Here is a 21576-nt window from a genome sequence, read left to right as displayed (position 1 = left end):
TGGGCTGGAGCGTTTGTTGTCTGATTATCTTCCAGTATTATACACCTCACAACCAAGGGACGAAAGTCCACAACGTGAACAATGTGTTAGGTGAGGTGATGTATAAGCTACGCCAACATGTTATCGGATGGACTAGAAACTTCTTTTAAAAATTTTCACAAAAGTTCTTCCCCTTCTAGTATTTGTTTCGAAAGTAAATCTACCGCTAGCCATGTGGAAACATCTTCTTCTATCTTTAGATTCCAAGCTGTTAAAAAATGTACTTCGCATATCTCTTGAGATTCAATTCGTGTCATAGGTACTTCAATACCTTTATCTGAACTTATAATAAAACCATATTTCTCAAAATCAGAATTCAAATTTAGCGATTTAGGAATCCTATCTCCTCGATCTCGTCTTGCCATTAAAAATTCTCCATCCTGAGTTCCCACATGTAATCGATATTTCTCGTTCTCATACTCAATAGCTTCAAGATGTTCCCCGGTATTAGAGCCGTAATCTTTCCAGTTGTATCCCTCCTGCCAATAAGAAGAAAAACTACATGTATCAATCTGACGGTTTTTATTTGGTTGGATTCTAAACACGGCTCCCCAACATTCCTCGATTGTCAGATGCGAAGCAAGATCGAACTTAGGTTTGCAGACCACTAATTCGCAATCAAACAAGTCATAGCTATACTGGTATAATGAACCACCTTGTTTGAGTCGAAAACATTGAGTGGGAAGATAACATTTGTTGGAGACAGAAAGCGAAAACTCAATGGTTCCAAGAGGCGTATATATTGAGGGTTGTGAAAGATCAGCTTCTTGTATTAAAGGCTCTACTCCAGAAAAAAGCTTCATCTTCTCCCTCCTTTATAGTCTTTCTGATAAATCAAGGGCATGTGCCCGCAGCGTGAATATTATGTTATTGGATATCAGAAGCTTCTTCGAATCACTTATACTTCTTATACCATTCCCTTTATATCAACTTTTAATATTTCTATGTATTTGAGTGGAATATCTGTGATTTTCAAAATATCTGATACTTCCAATCCCAGTTTTAAGGCGCTTCTTGCAGTCTTCAAATTATACTTTACTTTAATCATACGATCTTTAAGTAATACATCTCCAAATTCCAGGTAATCATCAGCGATCTCACCGTTCAAAAAGAACTCTATATCATAAGTTCCTATTTGCTCTTCTATGTAAAAGATATTAATTGAGCAAAATAGCACAGCTTCTGTTGTATTAAAACTATATTTTAGGTATATAGCGCGCTCTTCAAGACTTATAAATTCATCATATAACTTTCCCATAAAAGTATCATGATAATCGCTTTTGTTCTCGTCACGCCACTTCCTATAGGTTTTCCAGTAATTTTCTTTCGTGCGTTTCATCGCACTATGCTTACTGTCCCATTCAAGTAGAATGTCTTTATTCACTCAATCACTTCTCCTCAAAAAAATATGCTGAATAATACAAGTTCTCTTTGTGTGTTTGCTGATTTCCTATAACGTTCCTGTATTCACGACTCGACGTATGTCGAGTGTTCGGCGAATGCTGGACCAAGGACGAATGGCCGCAGCGTGAATATTATGTTATAAGATGTCCCTGCCTTTAATTTTTATAATATGGTTTTATTCAGTAATCTCTAAAATGACCCTCTTGTTTTTAAATGCCTTTCCCATATTACATTTCCTCCTTGAGATACTCTAATTGTAGAAATGGCTAGGGAATCCGAATGTTCGCCCCCTTCCGTCCTTCACAAAAATTCTGATGAAATCGCGGCTTGACTTCAACTATGTTTTAAGTCCTAAGATGAGGAAGTCGACATAAAATGCTCAATTTTGGAGGCCCCATTATGCATCCAGCAGATCGATCTATCGGGGAAGCGGCGGCGCATTTCAGACTGCCGGAATCCACTCTGCGATATGACGAAAAAAAAGGCTGCTACCTCGTCTCACGCGGGACGAGGCCGGTATTCGGCATCCTATTCATCTCTCGAAAGCCTCGTCCAGCCTCAACGTGACGTCCGGGCTGGACGAACATAAGTATCCAGAAACGCATTGCTGAATTTTCCGTTAGGGTCATACTTGTCGATCAACTTCCGAAACGGCGGCAGCTTGTCGAATTGTCCCTGCAGGACATCGGCCGGTATCGTAAACAGTTTGCCCCAATGCGGACGTGCGTGAAACGGCGCCAGCGCTGCTTCCAGCAGCGGAAGCACACGCTCGACCGCCTGCCAGTCGTCCCGCCACGTGAAGTGAAACGCCACCGAAGATTGATCGCAAAAAGGGCTCAGCCATAAATCGTCCGCAGCGATCGTGCGCAATTCGCTAACGAACAAAATTGGCGCAAGATGCTCACGCAGCCGGTGAACGGCAAGCGCCGCTTCATATACATGCTCCCGCGGCATCAAGTATTCGCTCTGCAGCTCTTTGCCGGCACTCGGCGTAAATTCCATACGAAAATGCGCGAGTCGCTCATGCCACATCCCCGGCTTACCGAGCTGCTCCGTGCAGTTTTCCGCATGCATGTTCGGCAGCGGATGCACAGGGGCCATCGCAGGCATCGCTCCGTAATAGTCCGCATGTCCGGCATAGCTTGCGCCATCTTCTTCACGGCATTTTGTCCATACCTGATGAAATCTCTGCTGCTGCCAATCCGTGAACAAACTTACGCTGTAAGCGCCCGTAAAGATGCCCTCCGCGTTTTCTTCAAGCTGCGAAAGCGGCAGATTCTCATAAACGAACTGTCTGATGGAATAAGCCGGCACGACGTTCAGGCGTCAGCTTCGTCACGATGCCGAGCGCGCCGAGGTTCACGACGACGCCGGAGAATTCCGCAGCGCCGCGGCTGAATGTATGCAGCTCTCCGTTCGCGTCGACCAGTTCGATACCTTCCACCGCTGCCGCCAAGCTTCCGTTACGGCTGCCTGAACCATGGGTGGCCGTAGCGGCGGCGCCGGCAACCGTGATATGAGGAAGCGATGCCAGATTATGAAGCGCATAATCGGTCAGAGCGAGCTCCGCGCATAGTTCCCCGTACGTGATCCCTCCTTCGACCGTTACCGTGCCGCGTTCTTCGTTTAAGGCCAACATGCGGTTCCAATGCCGCAGCGAAACGAAGATCCCGTTCGTATCCGTGATCGCATTGAACGTATGGCCGCTGCCCGAAACCTTGATTCTCCGATGCTCTTTGACCAACTGCTGCAGATGCTCCACGCTTTCGGGAAAGATCATTTCGGTCGCGCCGTAAGTAAAGTTGCCGGCCCAATTTTGATAACTCATTCGAGGCCCTCCCAAGTTTCAAATAATAAAGTGCTTCTTTAAAAATTCGAGCGTCATTTCTAACCTTACCCTTTTTAATGGCCTAGTCTTTACCTATTTAAGATAAACCTTTCCACGCTTCAATTCGCAGCCGCAGAAATGGCGTCCTGCTTTAAAGCCAACACTGTCTTTAACATTTTTACCTTTACCTGTTTCTTATCTGTTTTTTGATTCCATATTTTACTTATTCAATTCGTCTTCTTCGAGCCGATAATCGAAGGCTCGCTATTTAAGAATTGCTCGTCATTCAAACGATTTTAATCAGCTCTTAGTAATTACGTATAACGTTCCTGTATTCGCGACTCGACGTATGTCGAGTTTCTGGCGCATGCCGAGCCAAGGACGAATGTCCACAGCGTGAATATTATGTTATACAAAGCACTTCGCTTCATTGAACTACATTTAAAATCTCAACAACTAATATTGCTTCTTCTTTATATCCTTCAAGATCATTCAGTTTAATCCATTCAGGTTTACGATCTCTAAATTGATAGAATCTAATTAGCACATCTTCTCCTTCGATTGTAGAACTTAAAACTAAAATAAAGTCTTTTTCAGCATAACTCAACTCTAAATTCTCTTTCCAATTCGAAATGAGTTTTATTCCAGTGCTTAAATGCTCTAGATGGTAATGATTTATTGAGGCTTCTAGCTCCGTTCGATCTTGATACATGGTTTCTTCAAAAAAATCTATCTCTCTTAAACTTGAAGCATCAACTAAAATGCAATCATCCCATTCATGAAAAGTAGGGTTAAATAAATTTGAACTGATCGATTCGTTTAATTGAGCAAGCTCATTCAATAAATTTCTCATCGCCTTATTTGTCTTCATGTTCTTTCCTGCTTTCGAAGTGTTTCGCATAACGTTCCTGTATTCACGACCCGACGCATGTCGGGTGTCCGGCGAATGCCGGACCAAGGGCGTATGCCCGAAGCTTGAATATATTGTTATCGGAAGTTAATTTCTTCATAGAATCATCTTGTAAGTGGTTTACCTATAATACGATTCGGAAAAAATTCTTTCTCATATGGTTTACCGAAAATACTAATTGTCTCCTCTTCAAGTTCTGTAAAAATTGTTTCTATGTGATTTAAATACCTTTCAAAAAAGCTCCATTTCATTACTTCGACTGTAAAACGTTCTGAGAAATTTCGTAAAACTTCATGATATGGAACATAAGTCCCATCATATTTCAATATTTCTTCAAAATGCGAATTAGATTTATACTCCGTCTTCCATTGCGTATATTCAATATCTTGAACAATGTTATTATCACTTTCTGGATCGTAATAAGACTCAAACATTAAGCCATTGAACAAAGTAATGAAAAAATAAATCGTTCCTCTTTCATCGTATATTAATTCTGCGGGGAAGATTCGATGATATACACTATTAATGACTGACAATAATCCATCCTTAATAACTAGTCGTGCTTCGTGCTGTTTTTTCTCTGAGAAAGCTGTGAAATTCGTGACGTGTCTATCGTATTGATATAAAAGAAGACTTTTCAATTTTTCCGGTAAAGTACGATATGTTGTATAGTTTTCGATTTGAACTGGGGTGAATTTTAAAGCTGAACCAGACTTCAAATACCTGTTTTTTTCAGTGAAAAAGATCCAGTGCTTATCGCTCGATTGTTTACACGATATTCTTAATTCTATTCTTCTACGATTAATGATTTTATAACACAAAATATCTAGTTCTCTTTGTTGATCAGGAGGAACGATGTACTCTACTGAACTAAAAACAACCCAACCGTGTTCTCTTAATAGGTGCGCTACTCTTTGTTCAAAAGGATAACCGGTAGATAAAATGAATTTTTCTATCTTCGCTGTTAAATCTTCACCATGCATTTTTAAATTCTCCTTTTATATTAATTTCCGATAACGTTCCTGTATTCACGACCCGACGCACGTCGGGTATCCGGCGACTGCCGGATCAAGGGCGAATGCCCGCAGCTTGAATATTATGTTATCTGAAGTAACACTTCTCTTGAGCTGCATTCAAAATCGCTCTTTGCCTTTCAAGTCAATCAATTCAATCAACTTTCTTCTTAATTCATTAATCATCATTAATTCTTTATCTAATGTTTTGTATTCACTTAATTTATACCTTTGAATAAATCTGTATTTGGGAAACCATTCAAAAAACGATTTATTAAGCCATTCTCTTGTTTTGTATCGTTCTAATGGATCTTCAAGTTTTTTGATTATACCTCCAGAAGATAGTCCATAGGTGAATGCGGTATATGTACTAAAATCCGCATAAATTATTTCTTGTGGAACATGCTTTCTAAACTCTTCGGCAAAATCGTATTGTAAATCTTTGAAATCTTGATACAACGATTCTCCACCGTGCTGGCACTGCTGATATAATTCTATAACTTCTTCAAGTTTTTTCTTCAATGAATCCTCCTTTATAATCAAAGCTTTTATTTCTTGTGTTATTTCAGATAACGTTTCTGTATTCATGACCCCCGAAGGGGTTGTCTGCCGAAATTCCTCTTCGAAATCCGCCCTGCAGACCAAGGCTCCAAAGGAGCCGTTGCTTGAATATTATGTTAGGCGATGCTGCATTGAATCACTTACAAAAATCTTCCAAGTAGTATCTACTTACCTTGTTAGAAGAATCAATGAAGGTCTCTATAGATTCTTTAATACTTATTATTAATTCTGATATGGGCAACTCTTGTCCTAATCTGATTTCATTAGACGAAAACAATGAATTTAATAAAATTGTATTCCTTACGTGCTCTGCAAACAAGAACCTTTGGTCGTTCTCTTCGTAAAATATAATTTCATTGCTCAACGCTTCTAATGCTTCTGATAGTTCGTTCCTTTGAGGTTTGGAGTAATGATAAGTTATGTTTCTTGCGTTTGTTAATTTTTGCAATAAATCTGCCTTTGCACCGTTTCTAAATAGAAGTTTAAGAGCCAGATACATCTGGATTAACTGCTCGGGTAAAGAATTAATATATGTCCTTATTTCTGCTAATTTTTCAGACTCCTCTAGATAGAAAATAGCCTCTCTTAGGGAAGCAGTGAGAATTTTAAGGATAGATGGTGCTTCTGAAATCAAGTCCGAAAGCACGTCTGAAGATTTGAATAACTTCTTCTTTAGAAAGAGAAAATCATTATGTATGACTGCCAATCCAACTACCCACTTAGCAACATCATTATCACTTGGAAAAACCTCGTTCATGCGGATAATAGCATACTCCATTAATGTACTCCTCTTTATTATTAGCTACTACGAAGTTTCGCCTAACGTTGTTGTATTCACGACGACCCACCACCTTAAGCCAAGAAGTGGCGGCCGCGATGCGGTTAGGTGGTGCGGATGTGTCCTGCTGCGCTACTTCCCTGAATACTGAAATACCTCTCCGAAATGCCTCGAGCTCCGGCCGGACCGAGGGCCAAATGGCACGAAGCGTGAATATATTGTTATGCGTAGTTATTGCCTTCTTTGAGTTACAAAAACTCATTTTGACATCTTAAAATCAAATTAGCTTTTCATAGGAATATGGATTAAATATAAGACCTCATGATTCATTTGTTCATTAACTTCATTTTCAGGTCTTTTATTTGAGATATCATTCGATTTTCTATCTGTTTTATGTTGTTCTTTAATCCTTTTCTTCAAATTTATTAAATAATCATTGAGGCTTATTTTATCTTGAATCTTCCCTATTTCACAATTAGAAATACGCTCAACAAACTCTCCCCACCTAAAAGAATTTGGATGCGATCTAATGTTCTTGTATGACTTTTTATCTGTTGCACTTGGATTGTTATACCAAGCATTATATTTTTTAACATCATCTGGTCTCCAAAAAATGCAATGATGTAGTGCATCATCCTTCCACTTTCTATTCACAAAAGTAGGAAGAGCATAATAGATCTCAGGATGTTTTTGAATTAATTCATATTGCCCCGCCGGATTTCGTATATCCCAATTTAATCTTGAATAGTCAATTACTTTTGAAGTAGTTAAAGTTAAATGAGCTTGTTTAAATTGAAGTCCAATTAGTTTCCCTTCATGATAAATCACTTCATCCGCTGGCCAACTATTTTCTAAAAAAGGACTAACTGCACAAATTTGTATATCGATATTGATTTTCTTATAGTAATCTTGAATATTGGATACGACCCAAGCTTCAAATTCTCGCTCTAATGGATGTGTTAAATACGGAGTTAAAATACTAGACAAAGTACTCATCCTATCTTTAATAGTTTTAAATGATCTCTGCAAGAATTACACATAACGTTCCTGTATTCACGACGCTTGGCGAATGCCAAGTATGTCCGGCTGAATCTACTTCCATGAAATTCATCAGTCGGACCAAGGGCGTATGCCCGCAGCGTGAATATATTGTTATCCGATGCACCTGACATCATTGAAATATCCAAAACCCTTTTATTGTTTTATAGTTTTAGGCATTTAACAACACACAATGAAAAATAACCATCAAGACATTTAAATATATATTTAAGAATATGCAAGTAATTTTTTGTGTTCTTTATTAAATATTTTAAAGCAAACAGATTTGCATCCCTTTCTTTTGCTGAAGCGATATATTTTACTACTTCTCGCCAATTAACAATTACTTGTGTTTTTCTAGAAAATTTATAACCGTATCGTTCTTTGTTTTCGTATTGATATGCATGTCGCATTTCGTGAGCTAATGTTCCTACGAGTTTTTCATCAATTATTGCAATTGTGTTATTCCAGTAAGTATATGCACCGTTTTGTGGTTTGTTGTCCTTCTTATGCTGTTCAATGTACTGTCTTCCTGAATCACCAATAAGTATTACTAAATCTTCTTTCAAATCTAGTAGTTCTTTTATTCTTCGAGAATGTTTTAATATCTCCAATGATTTCAACCTCATTATTTTTATATTTTTCCAGGTGTTTCGGATAACGTTTCTTTATTCATGAACCCCAACGGGGTTGTCTGCTGAAATTCCTCTTCGAAATCCCTCCTCCAGACCTAGGCTCCAACGGAGCCGCTGCTTGAATATTATGTTATCAGATGTCCTATTCTCCTAAGAATACGCATCCATTAATGTTTTACTATTATTATTTTTATGCCTTCATTACTTTCAATGTCTCTACAGAATTCCAATTCATCTCGTATAACACCAAGATCATAAACTACAAAAAGAACATTTTCATACTCTTTCAAGTATGCAGTTATGTCAGCATTAATCTCTTCAATTATCTTGGATTTCTTAGCAACATCTTTTAACAATTTTACTTCTATACACATTCTAAGTTTGGGCAGAATAAAATCAGGTATGTATTCCCTACCTGAGAAATTAAATTTCCCTGTCTCTCTATCATAATCAATAGCTTTATTGAAACCTTTTCCAACAAATAAGTTTTCTATAGCATTCTGAACTTCCTTCTCTTTTTGTGGAATTTCATAAAGTACACTTCTTAATTTTGTTTTAATAAAGCTCTCAATGTTATCTACTTCTTCTTCTACAAAGTCAATATTGCTTTCTAATGAGGAAATCAGGATACGTGTGCTTATCAGAACAGTTTCTAAAATGCTTTTTGCTGTTGGCCAAAGTGTATCTGCCCACCCCTTCATTTCTTCAGTATTCATTTTGTAGAAGTTCCCAATTTTCATTACTGTTGCAGATCTTGTAGCTATATCATTATAGATATGAGCCATTGATTTAAATGAAGTATACTTATTAGCTTCCATACCATCTCTGCTCAATATGTCATCAATTGTTTTCTCAAGACTCCTAGCTTGCATAATAAGTGTTTTTATTTCTTTCACTTCTGCTATTGTTAAATGCCCCATAAATTCTCCTCTCATTTAATTGTTTAATAGGATTTCTGATAACGTTCCTGTATTCATGAACCCCCAAGGGTTGTCTGCTGAAATTCCTCTTTGAAATGCATCCAGCAGACCAAGGCTCTATAGAAGCCGCAGCTTGAATATTATGTTAGGAGAAGTGCTGCCTGAATTACCCACGACAATAGTAGATTTTATAATTCCTCATTTTTTATAAAGAATCCTTCAGGGTAATATTCATCGTCCATTAATTCAACATCAGGATACCTAGTAAACACAGTTTCAAATTCATCTGTTTCAATTAAGAAATTTACTACTTCATAGATCCTTTCTTTACTTCCAATATCAATTAGAACCATATCACTAGAACAGAAATACCCCCCATTCATACATTCTCCGGTTTTTCTATTCTTTTCTCTTAATGTTTGTATGTTCTTATATGTAAAAAAACTTGCACTCCACTTCATTCGATTTGAAAAGACTACAATTACATCAGTATTTACATCATCATTATCCCATTGTCCTTTCGCCCATTGTTCTGCTTCTATCCAGATAATTTTCTCTAAATTTTTCATTAAATTAATCCCTTTAGTAGTTTTTTATAAAATCTTTTTTATTTGTGTAAGGGTTCTCTATTAATACTCATTTTTTGACTTCGGCATTTCTCCTAACGTTTCTGTATTCACGACTCGACGTATGTCGGGTGTCCGGCGAATGCCGGGCCAAGGATGAATGTCCGCAGCGTGAATATTATGTTAGGCGAGGTTATTGCCTTCTTGGGAGACTTTCAATTTGTCTTGTTCTTTTAGATATTCATATAACGCTGAAATATATGTTGAGATGGTTATTTGAGCACCTTTTCCATTCTGATTCATATGTATCCCCAAGTTTCCAATGATTTTACCCTTTATCTCTCTATTTGCAATTAATTCGTTCAGCTCTTCAACCCTGTCTTCAAGTCCAAAATTTTTCATTTCCTTCATTACTTCATCTCTAAAATTCTCATACCAATTTTGCTTTTCTGTCCATATTAAGAATGCTTCTACCGATCTAGTATTCGGAGCTTTATCATGACAATCCCTGCACATTAAAAATAAATTTGAGGGTTCGTCAGTACCGTCAAATTGCTTGGCAATAATATGACATCTTTGTAAAGGGACATTATCCCAATTCTTTATTATCTCTTCCCTAGTTGCATTAGATTTCTTTATATCATATTTATCCTCCCAAAACCTTCCACATGCCCAACAACACGGCTCTCCCCAATCAATTCCCTTCTCAGCTAACCAATTCATCCAATATTCAAATATCTTTGATTTTGAAGGCATTCCCATCTTCAACTATCATTCCTTTCATTATTTGAATGCAATAATTTGCCTAACGTTCCTGTATTCACGACCCGACGCATGTCGGGTGTCCGGCGAATGCCGGACCAAGGACGAATGTCCGCCGCGTGAATATTATGTTATCAGATGTCGGCACTACTTTAGAATATACCTTCAGTCATTAAATGTTTACTTCTTACGTTCCCAGCAGCGGGGTAAAATCATTCCATTTATTATTTGGGGTTTATCAGGATCACCTGTACCAATAAATATTTGCCCTGGTTCCCAATCTCTTATTATCTTTTCAATTAATTTTGTAGCTTGTGTTCTAACACTTGGTACTGAATCGATAACTATAGATTCCTCAAAATTATCACAGACAAAATGAAGCTTTTGATTCTTACAATGGTGTAAACTTCCAGAATAGATCATTTCATTCTGTAAAAACATAGTTATAGCTAATGATGGTTGTTCAGGATTGATGTAGATTGTGCAAATCGAATCCTGTTCCCAAGATCCACTGTTTAACTTCTTAATAAAACCACTATTAATAGTGTTGCTATAACTATTATTACAACATGGACAATATTCAATTTCTAAAGGATTATCAATTAATACTAATTTAATGTCTTTACCTAACCATGATATTTCCTCTAGAGCTTTATCGATTAATTTATCCATTGGTCCATCTAGCAAGTGATAAACACGTTCAAATTCAACTTTCTCGTTTTCCCATTGAAAGATTAGTCTTAGAGAGTGAATCTTATCATAATCTCCATAAGCATTTAATACCGCAAGCACTTTTGTATCATCTTGGGAAGCTTCATAAACAAAAGCTTCCCAAGATATTTTAAAATCTCGAATTTCGGATTCTGTTAACTCAGTATGATTTGGTTCATCATATACCTGTGGTCTATGATGAAAATCATGATCTCTTACGCATAGAACAGCTAAATTGCCTTCAACTGTATTAGAGTTATTACCATCAATGTGATGAAAGTGAAGTCCCTGCCCTCTTTTCTTACATACGCAACAAACACCTGCATTTTTTTGCATTAAGATTTCTTTTAATTTCTTCTTTGGAGATTTTCTCATTTGAATTATTTAGCCTCTTTTCTTTGGCCGGTTTCTGATAACATCTCTCGCATTCACGAATCCTCACCGGCTTAGTTAGCTACTATCTTAGCCGGTGCAGGATTGTCCGCTGGATCTTCTTCTTCGAAAATACTTCTCGCGGACCGAGGGCGAATGCCCGAAGCGTGAATGTGGTGTTAGGCGAGGCTGCTTTGAGTTACCCACACGAATTTAAGATTTTTGATAAATTAGGTTAGTAATGTTATTAGAAATATCGTCTACGTCCGTGGTCGAAAGATTATTTAAAACGATAATAGAAACTTGGTCATCAAGGTATCTTGTTATTTTGTTTTTAAACCCTACAATTCCACCTCCGTGGAAGACACTCTTACTGGGTCTCTTATTAATCAGCTCATCTTTTATAAACCAACCATAACCGTAACCAAATCCATAATCAGTGAATAGTCGCTGCATTCCGTCACTTGTAACTAGCTTGTTAAAATACAAAGAACGATCCCATTTATATAGATCTTCTGTGGTAGATAGTAGGTCACCCCCACCAGTTGCAATAGACATATCAATAAAGGCGGAATTAACAAACCCTCTTGTATTATCCATCTCGTAGCCGGATGCTCTTTGTGAAATGATCTCCCTATAATTATCCGACCCTGTACTATTCATTAATAATGGGCAAAATATATTCTTCGTCAGGAATTCTGCATAAGTCTGTCCTGTTACAACCTGGATCAGTTGAGCTAATAGTAAATAACCCGAATTTGAGTACCTGAATTGAGAGCCGGGCTGAAAATCTAATGGAAGCTTCATTATTAACTCTGTGGTTAGATTTAGTGGTGTAAATTCCGTCATTAATTTATTAAAATCTTGAAGTTGAGTAATATTAGGGATTCCTGATGTGTGGGTTAACAGATGATGAATCGTTACACTTTCACCAAAGATATAGTTCGGGAAGAATTTTATTAATTTATCCCTCTCGTTCAGAAACCTCTGCTCTAACAGCATCATTATAGCCATTGAGGTGAACTGCTTTGTTATTGAACCAATTCGGAATTTAGTCTCGGGGGTGCATTTAATTAAATGCTCTCTATTTGCTAGTCCTACTCCCGCGCTGAATATCTTTTCGTTGTTCTTTGTTACCAAGACAGAACCACTAAATTCTTCCTTCTGGAATTTATTCTCCAAGTAGTCATATAATGCAGTTGATAGACTATCCAATATATCACCACTTTCGGATATTGTAGTGTATTTTAAATATGCTCTTCGCGGTTTCGCCTAACATCTAATTTATGTACTTCGTAAATACCACATGTCCTGGCTGATATCTGACTACGTATATGATACCCCAAGCACTGGTATTTGCGAAGAAGAATTTGGCGAAAAAGGTAGATTTATAGTAACACTCAATCTCCCAGATCCATACGATCCAGCGGGCTCTGAATTCGTTGAATATTCTTGGTACTCACATGCGTATATCGCTGGGTTGTTCGTGCACTTGTGTGACCAAGCAGCTCTTGGATATAGCGCAGGTCTGTTCCATTTTCCAGTAGATGCGTGGCGAAAGAGTGTCGTAAGATATGAATACTAACCTTTTTCACAATACCTGCGCGTAGTCTGGCTTCCTCAAAAACCTTTTGCACACTACGCTCGGTCAGGTGCCGATCCGAAGATTGTCCCGGAAACAACCATCGATGGGGTTTATACTCGGTGATGTATTCCTGCACAATTTCCCAAGCTAGATTGGAGAGTAGCGTTCTTCGATCCTTCTGACCTTTTCCCTGCCTTACAATAAGGGTCTGGCGCTCAATATCCAGATCGCTACAACGTAGACGAACGACTTCACCTACACGAAGACCAGACGAATACGTGAGAAACAGAATCGTTTTATGCTTGAGATTAGTTACGGATGTGAGTAATCGAGCCACTTCTTTTTCAGACAATACTTGGGGCAACTTGGTCTGCTTCTTGGGACGAATATACTGGATCTCTGTAGGATGATGGAGTACATGTTTGCAATAGAAGCGAATCGCGCTGATCGTCTGGTTCACACTGGAATGGGAGATCCCTCGCTCAAGCAAATCTAAACAATACGTCTGAACTACTGAAGTAATCACAGCTGTACTTTCCAGTTCGCAGCTACTGAGAAACCGTTCGATCTGATTACAATAGGCTTTGATTGTTTTGCGGCTCTATCCTCGTAATGTTAATGCCTTCTGTAATGGTTCTTTGCTCCATGCACTGCTCTCTTTGCTAGCTTTCCATTGCTGTAAATCCTCACTCTCCACCCACAACTCTGGGGCAATCTGAACATCTACTGGATCAAATTGATTCATGAACTCCTGTATAGCGGATGTGGTGTAGGGGATGACCCACACTTTTTCTTGCGCTTGCCACGCTCTGCCCGTGATCCGACGAATCCGCTCAATATGTGCAATGTTATACGGGATATAAATGTGCAGTACCTCAGCAGAACCTTTTGATATCGTAATCGTCTCTTTGGTCGTAGCATGCTCACTCATAGGAAACCTCCTTAGATTGGATGAATTCTGCTTTTGCTATCATTCGAAAAACAAAAAGGAAGGCCCTTCTTCCTCCCCTAGGGAGTCAGACGACCTTCCGATGCTTTCGGAACATATATGCTGTTATAAAAGGTAGAGCGGAGCGCGGCTTGTGCAATGGCAAGCCGCGTAAGGGTGAGGTGCTGCGCCCGAATGGGCAGCACCTCATGGAGATGCACCGCGTCAATGATCGCGGTGCTATCCCATGCCGCTGCAGCCTACATCGCAGCGGCTTCTTCTCCCAGCGGCAGCGTGTAATACTGCGCCTGCTGCCCTTCATGCTGCTGGTACACAACGACCAGCAGCGTCCGGCCTTTCGCGGCAAGCGGGCTAGCGCCAGCAAGCACCCGCTCAAGCCGGAACGGAAGCACGTCCAATACGGCGTGCTTCTGCAGTTCCTTTTCGCCGAGACCAAGGTCGGCGAAATCACGGGCACCCATGACCGTCTGTGCGGTCATGGCCGAGGTCATTGGCAACGCACGCGAAGCGTTGCCGTCAACCCCGTCCGCCGCTCCATCCGCGGCGGACACACCCCCAGCGTCGCGCGTTGCAAGCGCCGCAACATCCTCGCCATCACTGCCGATCACACCCGCCGCATCTGCGGCAGAGTCTTCCCCGGCAGCAGCCGAACTTCCCACAGCGGCACTCGCACCCGTGCCGCTGCTTTCCAGCCATGCCGAGCCTGCGGCACCGGCAACACGTGGCAGACGAACGTCTTCTGGACGTTCAGCCAGCGTTTTCATGTAACCCGCCCACTGGTCTTTCTGGAGTACGTCATCCCACCAGATTTTGCGTGGCTTGTACTTGTGACCGAGGAAGTAGTCCAGCTTCATCAGACCGAGCACAATATCCATATGCGGCGTATTCCGCGACTCTAGGAAGCTGTGCAGGCGGGTGAACAGATCCTCCAATTGGTGACCAATCTTCTGCCAGCCCTGCCCTTCCCAGTAATCCCCGAACGCTTGGAAGAAATCAAACGGCGAGTTGAACTCCTGCTCCATCAGATACTTCAGCGTATGATCCATCCGGTGTGCATTCCAGTATTTCTCCAGCACATCCTCCAGACGCTTCAAGCGCACGATGTCGCTGAACGGCAACACATCACTGCCCAGAATCTCATACGGCGCATGATCCATATACGTATAGTTGTACTTCTCTGCATCCAGACGTAGACCAGTACCGCGCAGCATTTTGAGGAATCCGAGCTGGAGCTCTTCAGGCCCCAGAGCGAATACATCGTTAAACGTCTTACGGAACGTATTGTAATCTTCCTCCGGTAGTCCTGCGATAAGATCGAGATGCTGGTCGATTTTGCCACTGGCTTTGACCTTGTTCACCGTACGGCTCAGCTTGGTAAAGTTCTGACGACGTTTCACCAGTTCATTCGTTGGATCATTCGTGGACTGTACCCCAATTTCGAAGCGGAACGTACCTGGCGGCGCATTCTCTGCAAGATAATCGAGTACCTCAGGGCGCATGATGTCAGCGGTAATTTCAAACTGAAACACCGTCCCCTGATGATTCTCAATCAGGAATTTGAACATCTCCAGCGCGTAATCCCGCTTAATGTTGAACGTTCGATCCACAAACTTGATCAGCTTCGCACCCTTCTCAATCAGGTACAGAATGTCCGACTTCGTCCGCTCGATATCGTAATACCGCACGCCGACCTCAATACTGGATAGACAGAACTGACAGCTGAATGGACAACCACGACTCGTTTCAAAATAAACAACCCGTTTCCCGAGATCCGGGATATCCTCTTCAAATCGATGCGGTGACGGCAGATCGTTCAGATCCGCCTTCGGGCGTCCTGGCATGAGAATGACCTCTTCCCCTTTGCGATAAGCCAGTCCGTATACAAAGTGGAACTTCTTACTGCTCGTAAGCTCCGTCAACAGCTGATGCAGCGTCTCTTCGCCTTCACCCATGACGATGAAATCCACATTAGGAATCCGGTTCATCCAATATTCCGTGTCATAAGACACTTCCGGCCCGCCCAGCAAAATTTTCACGTCAGGCATAACCTTTTTCAGATTATCAATGACCTTAATCGTCTCTTCAATGTTCCAGATGTAACACGAGAACCCAATCACGTCCGCACCACGCTGGTACAGATCAGATACAATATTCATGACCGGGTCTTTAATCGTATACTCGGCGATATCAATATCAAAATCCTTCTCACTGTACGCCTTAAGACACCGCAAAGCCAGCGAGGTATGGATATACTTTGCATTTAATGTAGAAAGAATAACCTTCATGGTTCACAACCTTTGCCTGGACACCCAGACCATATTTTTTTGGGAAAAGTAAAGCTCCACAGCCATCCAAGCCCATGCCTTCTCATAGAATAAACCTGTACCGCTATCTACACCTGCGTTGCACTTGCACTTGCACTTGCACTTGCACTTGCACTTGCACTTGCACTTGCACTTGCACTTGCACTTGCACGACTAATTATACATATACCCCAGCTTCCGTAGGCAAATATTCCACACCTCATGGACATATCTGGATTTTGTCTTTCAAAGAGTGGACACACTTTTTAAAAAGACACCCTTCTCTCAGCCTCATCCAACTACAACATATAGACCACACAACAAAGAATAAACCTACATATTGTACACCTACGGGTTCACTCTCTCAATCGCCAATGTCCACCTTATGAAAGACAATCTTTCACCATTTGTCCATCACTCAGAGACTAGAATCAAAAAACAACCAACTTAAATACAAAATCCAAATACCAAACCTGATTTCCAAACTCTAATACCAATATCATACACTCATACGCTCGATTACTTCATCAGGACTCATAGATCATACTCATACCCATACTCTTACTCTTACTCTTACTCTTACTTAGAACTGTTGCATTCTCTTGATTACTCATTTATCCACCGGAGCAATACAAAGAGTATTCATTTATCGCTCCAGCAACTCAAGCAGTGTTCATTACCAACCCAGCACCTTACTCATACTCGTAAAAGGCATCATCATCCGTATCAACCTCTTCGCCCGATTGTTTCTGGAAGAATTCTAGGAACGGTAATCCATACTTACGATACTTAACCTCACCGACCCCTTTAATAGTCAGCATGTCACGTTCCGTCTTCGGACATACCACACTCATCTCTCGAAGCGTTGCATCATTGAAGATGATGTAGGACGGCACATGTTCCTTCGCCGCCAGATCACGCCGGATTAAGCGCAGTTGCTCAAATACCGTTTCGTTAACCGCAGATGGCATCGCATCACGTCCACGACGTCCACCATAGTTGGTACCCGAAGCTGTTGCAGCCGTCTTGCGCACCACCCGCTGCATGACTTCACGCTGACCTTTGAGCACTTCCACCGCCAAAGGCTGCAAACGCACTACCGGATACTGCCCCTCGGACAGCATCAGATAACCCTCGGATACCATAACGTTGATGATCTCTGCAATTTCACGCTCCGTGCGATTGCCCATTACACCGTATGTCGGCAAGGAATCGAAGCCGTAATCCAACACTTTTTTGGCACGGGAGCCTTTGAGCACCGAAGCAACCAGAGATACACCATACCGTTCACGCATACGATGGATGCAACTGAAAATTTTCTGTGCATCAATCGTCATATCTACCAGTTCGCGATCATCCGTACAGGAACTGCAGATGCCGCAAGGCTTGTCCTCATGCACCTCACCGAAGTAGTCCAACTGTGCACTGCGCAGACAACGTGTTGTATAACAGTAATCCACCATCTGTTGCAGCTTCCGGTAATCGTTTTGTTTCCGGTCACCCTCCATCGGGTTCTGTTCAATCAGGAACTTCTGGGTGATAATATCCTGTGCCCCGAATAACAATATGCACTGACTCGGCTCCCCGTCCCGTCCGGCACGACCCGCTTCCTGCACATATGCCTCCATATTTTTCGGCATGCTGTAATGCAGTACGTAACGCACGTTGGACTTATCGATCCCCATCCCGAAGGCATTCGTTGCCACCATCACGCGGATATCATCGTACAAAAACTGCTCCTGACTCTGAGCACGTTCATCGTCTGTCATACCTGCATGATAACGTCCTGCGGGCAAGCCTGCATGCAATAAACGTTGATGCAGATCATCCACGTCCTTACGGGTCGCGGCATATATAATACCTGGCTCACTCTCGTGCTCGCGCGCGTAGTTCAACACAAAATCCTTCTTGCTCTCGCCGCGCAGCACGCTAAACGCCAGATTATCCCGCCCAAGTCCGGTCACGTATGTCTGCGGATCCTGCAAACGCAGCAGCCGCAGAATATCGCCCATGACCTCGGGCGTTGCCGTCGCCGTAAAGGCCGCAACCACCGGCCGCTCCGGCAAACTATCCACAAACGGCGCTACCGCCAGATAGCTTGTCCGAAAATCATGGCCCCACTGTGACACACAGTGCGCCTCATCCACAGCTACGCACGAGATGGGCAACTGCGCCATCTCATCGCGGAACCAATCCAGCTCCAGTCGCTCCGGCGCGACGTAGAGCAACTTCAGATCACCGCGCTGCGCTGCGCGGATGCGATCATTCACTTCTTTGCCGCTTAACGTACTATTGATATAAGCGGCGGCAATGCCCGCGGTCGTCAGCGCATCGACCTGATCTTTCATCAGTGAGATGAGCGGGGAAACGACAAGCGTTAGCCCCGGATATAACAGAGCGGGAATCTGGTAACAGATCGACTTACCGCCCCCGGTTGGCATAATGCCCAGCGTATCCTCATATTCGAGCAGGCTGGATACGATTTTTTTCTGACCCTCGCGGAAGTCGGGGTAACCATAATATTTTTGCAGGAGACCCTGCGCTTCTTCTAAAGTAGGTGCTTGCACACTCATGTAAAGACTCCTTACTTGTCACCGGTGTTCCTCCACCAGCTTGGTCCGATCCGATTCTGACATCCGAACACGGCACCATTGCCGTATCCTTGACAACAAAATGGCGTTCTCATGACTTGTCCGTCAAGCAAAACGCCGCTCCCTTTAGTTTAACGGGACAGACCCGAATGAGCAACCGCGTTTTCATGTCAAACGTACTTTGGTATATAAAGAGTGTTAAATAGGAATAGGAACCGTCTTTTAATGCTGATTTATGTTAGGCACAACTACGGCTCAAGCTCCATTCCAAGCAGCAATTCAGTTCAGGCGCAGTGAACGTCCATGCCCAGTTAATCTTTTGCAACAAACAAAACAACCGTCCTGTCCTCATTAGACAAAACGATTGTTCTCTAATTCATCATCAGTTACGAATTCTTACCATTCATGTGATAATACAACCCTTTACTTCCCATCAGCTGCTCATGCGTTCCATCTTCAACAATTCGGCCTTGATCCATCACGAGAATACGGGGACACTGCTGGGCAACCTCCATTCGATGGGTAACAAGTAATCCTATTTTGCCTTTCATAAAAGTTAACAGATGCTTCATTACATGATGCTCTGTCTGCACATCAAGTGATGATGTTGGCTCGTCTAGAATATACACATCAGATGTTCTTAAGAACAGTCTGGCTAGCGATAGTCGTTGCTGCTGACCTCCAGATAGATTGGCACCTTTTTCTTGCAGGGGTGCTTCATACTGTCCTTCCTGCGCCTCAATAAATTCATGTAAACCTGCTTGCACTGCTGCAAGCTTTACCTTATCCAATGTAACGTCTCTTCCCAGACGTATATTCTCTTCCATTGTTCCTGTAAAAAAAGTCGGTGTCTGCGGCATATACGTCAGAGTGGATTGGCTATCCATAGCCAAGTATTGCGTAACTTCCTTATCATGCAACATTACGTTCCCATTTGTAGGCTCAATTAACCCAGCACATACCTGACATAATGTAGATTTGCCTGCACCACTGGCACCAACAACAGCAACGAGTTCACCAGGAACCAGGTTGAGCGTAATCTGATCCAGAATGATCCGTCCGCTTTCTTCATCCGATACCATAACCTGTCTGAGCCGAAGCATAGCACGTTCATTTTCTTGATTTTTTGTTTGATGTGCTGGTTGCTCTAACGTTTTATTTGAGGTTTTCTCCAGTGTTCTATCTAATGCTTGATTTGGCAATTCCTCCGTAGCTCTATCTAGTTCTTCATTAGATTTTCTGTTATGGGAAATCTCCCGTCCATGTACATTGGTTTCTTGCATGCCCTCGAATCTATCCATCTTCGCCATTTTGCCCGCTCGTTCCAGCCATGCTGAGATACGCCCAAATGCACCCACACTGGACTGCATCTGACTCCACTGGCTGGATAGACCAAGTACAGGCCACACAACGAGTTCGAACAGTAAACTACTTGCCACTACCATACCGGGAGACAAAGTCCCCCTCGCTGCTGATAAAGCGATAAGGAACAATGCCGCCAACTGAGCCAAACCAAACACTGCCATCGCCACATTATCCGACATGCTCAACGTCATCTGCAGCTTCGCCTGAACCTTGTTCAGCGATTGCTGTTGGGTTCGAAAACGAGTCAGAAACCATGGCGCAGCATGATACGCCTGAATCACCGGTATGCCCTCCACATATTGTTGAATCTGTTGCTGGGACTCACCTTCTCGTGATTCAACCTCATCGGACAAACGTATAATCCGCCCATCGTACAACCTCGCCGTAAACCAGATTGCAGCTGCACTAATGAGAGCGATAACTGCAACCCATGCATCTGCACGGTACAAGTATCCTAACGATAGTGCAATAATGAACACAACAGTAACACCCTCCGCAATGGCCTCCACCACTTCTGCCCCATGCTTGGTGTCCTCCTTAATACGAAGCATCACATCCCCAGACTTCTGCCTGCGAACCCATGCATAGGGCATGCGATTCAACAGCTTCAGCAGATCCATAGACATGTCTCGGTGCATCGACTCCTTGAGCCATACCAGCACATAACGATGCATCGCCAGCAATACGATAAATCCAGCCAGAATGGCAATGAAAATTATCGCTGTATTGTTCAGACGCTGCTGTCCACCATCTTGGATCGCATCTACGAAGAATCCCTGCACAAAGGCAAGTCCCCAATCAAAGACAGCATCTGCTGCGATAAATATAAGTAAAATTGCCACAGCTAATCCATAAGGCTTCATCCAGCGGTAAATAACAGGCCACACCTGAGCAAGGGAAGCCACTTTCTTTTCATCTTGATCTTGCTCCTCGGCTTGATCTTTCTCCTGACCTCGCTCTTGCTTCACACCTTGCTCTTCAGCTTGCTTATCCTCTCGCTCATGTGGGATATATATATCGTTCTTCACATCACCTTCATTTATCGTATCCTTTTCGTGTGTATCATTTTTGCGTGTATCCTCTTCGTTCGTATCATTTACTTTCATTTCATCCGCTGTAATCATCTCACGATTGATCTCCGTTCCCTTGGTGCCATCGGCATATACCGGATTTACCGGATCTTCGTTCTTGATAGGTTTGTTATTCTCGCTACTCATGGTGTTCCTCCAATCTCACTTCCACACCC

Annotated in this window: 19 protein-coding genes and 1 pseudogene; all 20 read right to left on the bottom strand. The window is 42.1% G+C overall.

Going from position 1 to position 21576, the window contains the following annotated elements; all coding sequences use genetic code 11:
- Positions 1–155 precede the first annotated feature (155 nt).
- Positions 156–842 (bottom strand): hypothetical protein, encoded by a 687-nt coding sequence (locus M3636_RS11805; RefSeq protein WP_251382646.1) that lies wholly within the window; start codon positions 840–842, stop codon positions 156–158.
- Between the two features lie 104 nt (positions 843–946).
- On the bottom strand, positions 947–1423 hold the full coding sequence (locus tag M3636_RS11800) for a hypothetical protein (protein WP_251382645.1): 477 nt from the start codon (positions 1421–1423) through the stop codon (positions 947–949).
- Positions 1424–2001: 578 nt separating this feature from the next.
- Positions 2002–3271, bottom strand: a pseudogene (locus M3636_RS29960) (FAD-binding protein).
- Positions 3272–3698: 427 nt separating this feature from the next.
- Entirely contained in the window at positions 3699–4142 is a 444-nt protein-coding gene (locus M3636_RS11790) for a hypothetical protein (RefSeq protein ID WP_251382644.1), read from the bottom strand.
- A gap of 143 nt (positions 4143–4285) precedes the next feature.
- Entirely contained in the window at positions 4286–5164 is an 879-nt protein-coding gene (locus M3636_RS11785) for a hypothetical protein (RefSeq protein WP_251382643.1), read from the bottom strand.
- A 150-nt stretch (positions 5165–5314) separates the two neighbouring features.
- Entirely contained in the window at positions 5315–5782 is a 468-nt protein-coding gene (locus M3636_RS11780) for a YxiJ-like family protein (RefSeq protein WP_251382642.1), read from the bottom strand.
- A 109-nt stretch (positions 5783–5891) separates the two neighbouring features.
- Entirely contained in the window at positions 5892–6533 is a 642-nt protein-coding gene (locus tag M3636_RS11775; protein WP_251382641.1) for a hypothetical protein, read from the bottom strand.
- Between the two features lie 282 nt (positions 6534–6815).
- On the bottom strand, positions 6816–7520 hold the full coding sequence (locus M3636_RS11770) for a hypothetical protein (RefSeq protein ID WP_251382640.1): 705 nt from the start codon (positions 7518–7520) through the stop codon (positions 6816–6818).
- A gap of 215 nt (positions 7521–7735) precedes the next feature.
- Positions 7736–8185 (bottom strand): hypothetical protein, encoded by a 450-nt coding sequence (locus tag M3636_RS11765; RefSeq protein ID WP_251382639.1) that lies wholly within the window; start codon positions 8183–8185, stop codon positions 7736–7738.
- A gap of 188 nt (positions 8186–8373) precedes the next feature.
- A complete protein-coding gene (locus M3636_RS11760) occupies positions 8374–9126 on the bottom strand; it encodes a PD-(D/E)XK nuclease domain-containing protein (protein WP_251382638.1) in 753 nt (250 codons plus the stop codon).
- 188 nt (positions 9127–9314) lie between these two features.
- Complete coding sequence (locus M3636_RS11755) at positions 9315–9695, bottom strand: hypothetical protein (RefSeq protein WP_251382637.1); 381 nt, start codon at positions 9693–9695, stop codon at positions 9315–9317.
- A gap of 180 nt (positions 9696–9875) precedes the next feature.
- On the bottom strand, positions 9876–10454 hold the full coding sequence (locus M3636_RS11750) for an HNH endonuclease (protein ID WP_251382636.1): 579 nt from the start codon (positions 10452–10454) through the stop codon (positions 9876–9878).
- A 180-nt stretch (positions 10455–10634) separates the two neighbouring features.
- Complete coding sequence (locus M3636_RS11745; RefSeq protein WP_251382635.1) at positions 10635–11540, bottom strand: hypothetical protein; 906 nt, start codon at positions 11538–11540, stop codon at positions 10635–10637.
- Between the two features lie 210 nt (positions 11541–11750).
- The gene (locus M3636_RS11740; RefSeq protein ID WP_251382634.1) at positions 11751–12752 is read right to left on the bottom strand and encodes a serine hydrolase domain-containing protein; all 1002 of its coding nucleotides are present in this window, start codon (positions 12750–12752) and stop codon (positions 11751–11753) included.
- 185 nt (positions 12753–12937) lie between these two features.
- On the bottom strand, positions 12938–13711 hold the full coding sequence (locus M3636_RS11735; protein WP_353056294.1) for a tyrosine-type recombinase/integrase: 774 nt from the start codon (positions 13709–13711) through the stop codon (positions 12938–12940).
- 12 nt (positions 13712–13723) lie between these two features.
- A complete protein-coding gene (locus M3636_RS11730) occupies positions 13724–14053 on the bottom strand; it encodes a hypothetical protein (RefSeq protein WP_251382633.1) in 330 nt (109 codons plus the stop codon).
- Positions 14054–14310: 257 nt separating this feature from the next.
- A complete protein-coding gene (locus tag M3636_RS11725; protein WP_251382632.1) occupies positions 14311–16356 on the bottom strand; it encodes a B12-binding domain-containing radical SAM protein in 2046 nt (681 codons plus the stop codon).
- Between the two features lie 107 nt (positions 16357–16463).
- Positions 16464–16604 (bottom strand): hypothetical protein, encoded by a 141-nt coding sequence (locus tag M3636_RS11720; protein WP_251382631.1) that lies wholly within the window; start codon positions 16602–16604, stop codon positions 16464–16466.
- A 462-nt stretch (positions 16605–17066) separates the two neighbouring features.
- Positions 17067–18947 carry a DNA helicase RecQ gene (recQ, locus tag M3636_RS11715; protein WP_128100854.1) on the bottom strand — a complete coding sequence of 627 codons (1881 nt, stop codon included), beginning with the start codon at positions 18945–18947 and terminating at the stop codon, positions 17067–17069.
- A 404-nt stretch (positions 18948–19351) separates the two neighbouring features.
- Positions 19352–21547 (bottom strand): ABC transporter ATP-binding protein, encoded by a 2196-nt coding sequence (locus tag M3636_RS11710; RefSeq protein ID WP_251382630.1) that lies wholly within the window; start codon positions 21545–21547, stop codon positions 19352–19354.
- Positions 21548–21576: the final 29 nt, after the last annotated feature.

Origin of the sequence: Paenibacillus sp. MER 99-2 (genome assembly GCF_023714095.1) — a bacterium.
Lineage (GTDB): Bacteria > Bacillota > Bacilli > Paenibacillales > Paenibacillaceae > Paenibacillus.
The sequence above is the reverse complement of the archived record's forward strand: the minus strand, read 5'-3'. Positions and strand labels throughout refer to the sequence as shown.